This window comes from Streptomyces sp. T39 (assembly GCF_008042045.1).
GTDB lineage: Bacteria > Actinomycetota > Actinomycetes > Streptomycetales > Streptomycetaceae > Streptomyces.
This window is the reverse complement of record NZ_RDBP01000012.1, coordinates 807,196-813,599: the sequence shown is the minus strand read 5'-3', so window position 1 is coordinate 813,599 and position 6,404 is coordinate 807,196. Positions and strand designations below refer to the sequence as shown.

The 6,404-nt window shown below is 74.1% G+C and carries 3 protein-coding genes and 1 pseudogene; 3 read left to right on the top strand and 1 reads right to left on the bottom strand.

Translation table 11 applies throughout. The annotated features are described in order from the left end of the window. Positions 1-51 precede the first annotated feature (51 nt). Positions 52-1,557 (top strand): serine/threonine-protein kinase, encoded by a 1,506-nt coding sequence (locus tag EAO77_RS04485; RefSeq protein WP_147986814.1) that lies wholly within the window; start codon positions 52-54, stop codon positions 1,555-1,557. Between the two features lie 856 nt (positions 1,558-2,413). On the opposite strand, the gene EAO77_RS04480 is transcribed toward EAO77_RS04485, so the two are convergent. Then, a complete protein-coding gene (locus EAO77_RS04480; protein ID WP_147986813.1) occupies positions 2,414-4,900 on the bottom strand; it encodes a YfhO family protein in 2,487 nt (828 codons plus the stop codon). 125 nt (positions 4,901-5,025) lie between these two features. Between EAO77_RS04480 and EAO77_RS04475 the strand changes: the two genes are divergently transcribed. Both EAO77_RS04475 and EAO77_RS04470 read left to right on the top strand, forming a co-directional pair. Continuing rightward, the gene (locus tag EAO77_RS04475) at positions 5,026-6,000 is read left to right on the top strand and encodes a glycosyltransferase family 2 protein (RefSeq protein ID WP_147986812.1); all 975 of its coding nucleotides are present in this window, start codon (positions 5,026-5,028) and stop codon (positions 5,998-6,000) included. Continuing rightward, positions 5,997-6,320: pseudogene (locus EAO77_RS04470) on the top strand (GtrA family protein); the annotation flags it as partial. The gene EAO77_RS04475 and the pseudogene EAO77_RS04470, both read left to right, overlap by 4 nt. Between the last annotated feature and the right edge of the window lie 84 nt (positions 6,321-6,404).

Genomic DNA, 6,404 nt, shown 5'->3' with positions numbered 1-6,404 from the left:
GCGCGGCGCCGACCGCCGGGAGACCGGGCACGACGACCGGGGCGGCGCCCGGTGAACGGACGCGTCATCGGGGGCCGCTACGAGCTCTCCGCGCTCATCGGGCAGGGCGGGATGGGCCAGGTCTGGACCGCCTACGACGGGCGGCTCGACCGCCGGGTCGCCGTCAAACTGCTGCGCCCCGACCACATGGCCGCCGCCACCGCCGCCGACGAGATGCGCCGCCGTTTCGTGCGCGAGTGCCGGGTGACGGCGCAGGTCTGCCACCCCGGGCTCGTCACCGTCCACGACGCGGGCAGCGACGGCGACGACCTCTACCTCGTCATGCAGTACGTCGACGGCGCCGACCTCGCCGACCACCTCGCCGAGCACGAGCCCTACCCGTGGGAGTGGGCCGTCGGGGTCGCCGCGCAGCTGTGCTCCGTGCTCGGGGCCGTGCACGCGGTGCCGATCGTCCACCGGGACCTCAAGCCGCGGAACGTCATGGTCAAGCCCGACGGGACGGTCACCGTCCTCGACCTCGGCGTCGCCTCCGTGATCGACACCGACACGACCCGCCTCACCCACACCGGATCGCCCATCGGCAGCCCCGCCTACATGGCTCCCGAACAGGCGATGGGCGGTGCGGTCGGCCCGTACACCGACCTGTACGCCCTCGGCGTGCTCCTGCACGAACTGCTCAGCGGAACGGTGCCGTTCGCCGGCTCCACCGCCCTCGGGGTGCTCCACCGCCATCTCCACGAGCCGCCGCTCCCGGTGCGGCAGCTGCGCCCCGAGATCCCCGAGCCGCTGGAGGCGCTCGTCCTCCACCTGCTCGCCAAGGACCCGCAGCACCGGCCGTCCGGCGCGCAGGAGGTCTACGAGGCGCTGATCCCCCTGCTGCCGTCGCCCGGCGGCCCGACCGGCCCGCTGGACCCGACCCGCCCCTTCGTGCGCCCCCACGCGCCGTGGCCGGACCGCACCGGTGTGCCGCTGCAGCCCGTCGCGCCCCCGGCCGTCCCCGCGCCCCGCCCGGACGTCGCGGCGGCCGTCGACGAGGTGAAGCGGCTGCTCGGGGAGGGCAGCATCACCCGGGCCGTGGACGTCCTCGGCGGCATCCTCCCGGCGGCCGCCGCCGAGCACGGCGAGCAGTCGCCCGTCGTGCGCATCCTGCGCAAGCAGTACGCGGCCACCCTCATGGACGACGGCCAGTACCGCCGCGCCCTGCCGGAACTGCGGCGCCTCGCCGACGACCGGACGGCCGAGGCGGGCCCGGCCGACCCGCAGACGCTCCAGTTCCGCCACGACGCGGCCCAGTGCCTGGAGCAGCTCGGCGAACCGGCCGCGGCCCTGGCCGAGTACCGGGCGGTCCTGCCGTACTACGAGAGCGCCGACCGGGACCGCGCGTTCCAGGTGCGGCACCGGATCGGACACCTGCTGCTGGCGGTGGGGGACCATGCGGCGGCCCACACGCAGTTCCGCTCCCTGCTGTACGACGCGGAGCTCGCGTACGGGCCGTACCACCAGCTGCCGGTGGAGCTCCGGCGGGCGATGGAGCGGCAGCAGCAGTTCCGGGCGTGAGGCGGTGGCCTCCCGGGGGGTGTTGTGGTTTGGGGGGCGTTCGCCTCGTGCGGGCGTGGTGGTGGGTGCACCCCCGCTGCGCGCGGGTGTCCTCAGGCGCCGGACGGGCTGTTGTGGTGCGGGGTTCGTTCGCCGCGTGCGGGCCGGTGGTCGCAGCACGGCCTGCGGCCGTGTCCTCAAGCGCCGGACGGGCTGTTCCGGTGCGGGTTCGTCCGTCTCGTGCGGGCGTGGTGGTGGCTCGCACCCCCGCTGCGCGCGGGTGTCCTCAAGCGCCGGACGGGCTGGGGTTGCCTGGGTGTGGCCGGGTACGGATGTGTGCCGTTGGGGCGCTGCGGGGGTGTGTGCGGGCGAGGCTCGCCCGGGGTTGGCCGGTCCCTAGCGCAACGACGTTTTATCGCCCGCACACACCCCCTCCGCGCCCCTGTCGACGTGAGCGAACCGGCCCGTCCTGGCAGGGGAAGGATCGCCCCTGCGGGCCGTCGTGTGTATGTGTTGCGGCCGAAGGCCGCGCACGAGCCGGCCGAAGGCCGGTCATGGGCCCACCGGGGTGCAGACCGGTTCATCCCCTTTCACCACGGTGGACGGGTCCGCGGGGTGGCGTGGGGGACGGGGCGCGCAGGGGGCGTGGGCGGGCGATAAAACGGTCGTTGCGCTAGGGCAACGCAGGATAGGGCGAGCCTCGCCCGCCCATGCCCCCGGAGCGCCCCGGGACCTCCACCCCACGYACCCGGCCCACGCCGGGCAACCCCAGCCCGTCCGGCGCTTGAGGACACCCGCGCGCAGCGGGGGTGCGCGACCACCAGCCCGCACGGGGCGAACGAACCCCACACACCAACCCGGCCCACGCCGGGCACCCTCAGCCCGCCCGGCGCTTGAGGACACCCGCGCGCAGCSGGGGCGCCCCCACCACCGGGCCGGGGCCGGGGCCGGATCCGCAACCCGCTCCCCCGGGGCCCCGCCCCGCGGCCGGGGTCGGACGTGAACCCCGCTCCAGGGGGGACCGCCCCCGGGCCGTGAGCGCCGCGGTGAGGAGGAGCCCGAGCAGCGCCCCCGCCCCCACCGCCGCCCCCGCGAGGAGCCCTGGGGGGCGGAAGGAGCAGCTCACCGTGGTGCGGGTGCCGTCCAGGGGGACGGCCACCAGGCCGAGGTGGGAGCCCGCCGGGCGCCCGTCGCAGGACCACCCGGCGATCCGCGGTGCCGCGAGCACCGCCACCCCCTCGGTGCCGGGCGGCAGTTCGGCGGTGACGCCGCTCGCCGAGACCCGTACCTCGCTCGCCCCGGTCCGGCGGAGCCCGTCGACGGCCGCCTTCAGCCGGACCGGGTCCAGGCAGCCGATCTCGGCGTCCCGGGGCGCCTCGCCGCTGTACTCGACGCGGGTGCCGGGCGCCGTGGCCGTGCCGAGCGGGGTGAGTGCGGCCCGCCGCCTCGGCTCCCCGCCGAGCAGCCGCTCCCCGGGGTTGTCGCCGAGGCGCGCGGTGCCCGTCCACTGGGGCGCCCACAGGAAGACCTCGGTGCCGACCCGGCACGCCCCGTCCACCGCCGGTTCGTACACCCGGGCGCCCAGCAGCAGCTCCTGGTTGCGGAACGGCGAGTCCCCGTAGGCCGGCCGGCCGCCCGCGGGCCGGACGGTCACCAGCGGCGGCACCTCCCGGCGGACCGTCAGCGGCTCCCCGCCGGGCGCGGTGCGCAGCCGGGCGCCCACCGAGAACACCGCGTCCGTGACGGGGTTGTCCAGGGACTGCAGGCTGCGCCCCCGGGACGTCCAGCCGCCGCCGAGCGCCGAGAGGGTCCGGGTCCACACGTCGGCCGTGTGGCTGCTGTAGTACGCGCCGCCCTGCCCGCCGAGCAGCAGCGCGTCGTTCGCGGTGAGCTGGGTGCGCCCGGGGTCGGTGCGGTACGCGGGCCAGTCGTCGGCGGCCGCGACGGCGGCGGCGCGGGCGTCGTGCCCGGCGCCCCATTGCGGATAGTGGTCCAGGCGCAGCGGCCGCTCCCGGTCGGCGTACGCGGTGGTCGCCGCCGCCTGGCCCGCCACGGCACCGGTGAGCAGCACCGCGGCCACCGCCACGGCCCGTCCGCGCGCGGCGAGCAGCAGCCCGGCGACGACGGCCGCGAGGCCCGCCCCGAAGAGCAGGTAGGCGTCGCGGCCGGCGAGGTCGCTGCCGGCGGCCCCGAGCGCGAGGGCGAGGGGGGCGGCCGTGCCGCAGGCCACGGCCCGGAGGTCCGGCCAGCCGCGGGAGAGACAGGTCCAGGCGGCGATCACGGCGATGCCGGCGAGCACGAACGTCTGCCGGTAGGGGCTGCCGTTCGGGGTGGCGAAGGCGTGCCACAGCAGGTGGGTGGGCCCCCACTGGAGCGAGAGGGCGACGGCGGCGGTCAGACCCGTCCACACCCAGCGCTCCGGCCGGGGCACGGACCGGTGGAAGGCGAGGGCGGACACGAGGAGCAGCGTCGCGCCGCCCACGAAGACGGCCGGGGTGAAGAAGCTGTACGTGGCCGGCAGGGTGCGGGCGAACACGTCCGTCCAGGCGGCCGGCGCGAACTCCTTGGTCCAGCCCGGGTACGCGTGTGTCGAGCCGAGGAACACCGGGATCAGGACCGGAGCCGCCAGTCCGACCCCGATCAGTACCGTCCTCGCCGCGCGCAGCAGCGCCGCGATCCGCTTCCGGCCTCCCGAGCCGTCGAGCAGCAGCCGGGCCGCCAGCACGAGCGCGGCGCCCAGGGTGGCCATGTAGGCGGTGTAGAAGTTGGCGGTCCACGCGAGGGCGACGAGCACGGGTCCGAGGAGCGGCCGCCTGCCGGTGCGCGCCCATTCGCCCACCAGGCACAGCAGCGGGAAGGCGATCAGCCCGTCGAGCCACATCGGGTTGTACGACGCCTCCGTGACCGACCAACCGCACAGGGCGTACGAGGCTCCGAGCACGCCGGCCGTCCAGCGCCGGCCGTGGCCCCGGTGGAGGGCGGTGAGCAGCCAGGTCATGGCGGCCGCGGCGGCGGCCGTCTTGACCAGGGTGACGACGTACACGGCCAGGTCGATCCCGTCGCGCGGGAAGAGGCCGACCAGCAGCGAGAACGGGCTCGTGAGGTAGGTCCCGAGGTCGGTGAGCGCGTTGCTCCCGTATCCGGACCGCCAGTCGAGCAGCACACCGCCGTCCGCCCGCCCGTGGAGCAGGTCCCACAGCCGGGCGTGGAACGGCACGAACTGGTTGCCGAGGTCGTTCACGCTGCGGGTGTGCGGGCCGAACGGGAAGGTGCGGGCGGCGAGGTCGCCGGCCGTCACCGCCCCGACCGTGATCAGCGCTGCGAAGGCGGCGGCCCGGCCGCGCGCGGAGAACAGAGTCCACATGATGGGCTCGAATATGCCAGCGCGGATGACGAAAACGCGGCTCGGCAAAGGCAGTTCACTCAATGGTCGCCCGGAGGCCATGTGGTGCACCGGGGAGCGACATTCGGGCCGGTTGTTGTTCTTCCGTGCTGATCTCGATAGTGGTCCCCTGTTTCAACGAAGAGGAGATCATCGGCCGCTTCCACGCCCATGTGACCGCCGAACTCGACCTGCTCGGGCAGGAATTCGAGCTGGTCTACGTGGACGACGGAAGCCAGGACCGGACACTCGACCTCCTCCAGGAGATCGCCGGCGCCGACTCCCGTACCCGGTACGTCTCCTTCAGCCGCAACTTCGGCAAGGAGGCGGCGATGCTGGCCGGTCTCCAGCACGCCGACGGCGACGCGGTGGTCATCATGGACGCCGACCTCCAGCACCCCCCGGAGCTGGTGCGCCGCATGCTGGCGCTCCACGAGGAGGGCTACGACCAGGTCATCGCCAAGCGCACCCGCGCGGGCGACCGGGTCACCCGCACCCTCACCGCGCGCGCCTACTACCGGCTGATCAACCGGCTGGTCGACGTGGAGCTGGTGGACGGTGTCGGCGACTTCCGGCTGCTGTCGCGGCGGACGGTCGACGCGATCCTGGAGCTGACCGAGTACAACCGTTTCTCCAAGGGGATTTTCGCCTGGGTCGGATTCCGTACGACGACGTTCGAGTACGAGAATGCGGTGCGTGAGCAGGGCCGCTCCAAGTGGAGCTTCGGGAAACTGCTCAACTACGGCCTGGACGGTCTTCTGTCGTTCAACAACAAACCGCTGCGGGCGGCGATCTATCTGGGAATGCTGCTGCTCGGCGTGGCCATGGTGTACGCGTCCTGGATCGTCGGTGTCGCCATGGTGAACGGCGTGGACACCCCCGGGTATGTCACCCTGCTGGTGGCGGTCATCGCGCTCGCCGGTGTGCAGATGCTGATGCTGGGGGTCGTCGGCGAGTACGTCGGGCGCATCTACTACGAGGTGAAGCGCAGACCGCACTTCCTGGTGAAGGCGACCAACGCCGGCCTTCCCCGGCGGGACGACGACCGCAACAGGCGCGCGGGGGAACTGGTAGGCCGATGACCCTACGGGGCCAGATCGTCAGATTCGCGTCGGTCGGGGTGGTGAACACCGGCACGTACTACGGCCTCTACCTGGTGCTGCTGCGATGGCTGCCGTACGTGGCGGCGCATGTGGCCGCGTTCCTGGTGAGCATGGTCGGCTCGTTCTTCCTGACCTCGTACTTCACCTACCGCACGCGTCCCACCTGGCGGAAGTTCCTGCTGTTCCCGCTGACCAACGCGGCGAACTTCGCCGTCACCACCAGCGGGGTCTGGCTGCTGGTGGACGTGCTCGGCCACAGCCGTACCTACGCACCGCTGATCGCCGCCGCGGCGGCGATCAGCGGTGCGTAGGTACGGCTGTGGCCGGCCCGGCGCCTGAAAACGGGCCACGGGGGCGGCGGGTGCGCGGAGCACCCGCCGCCC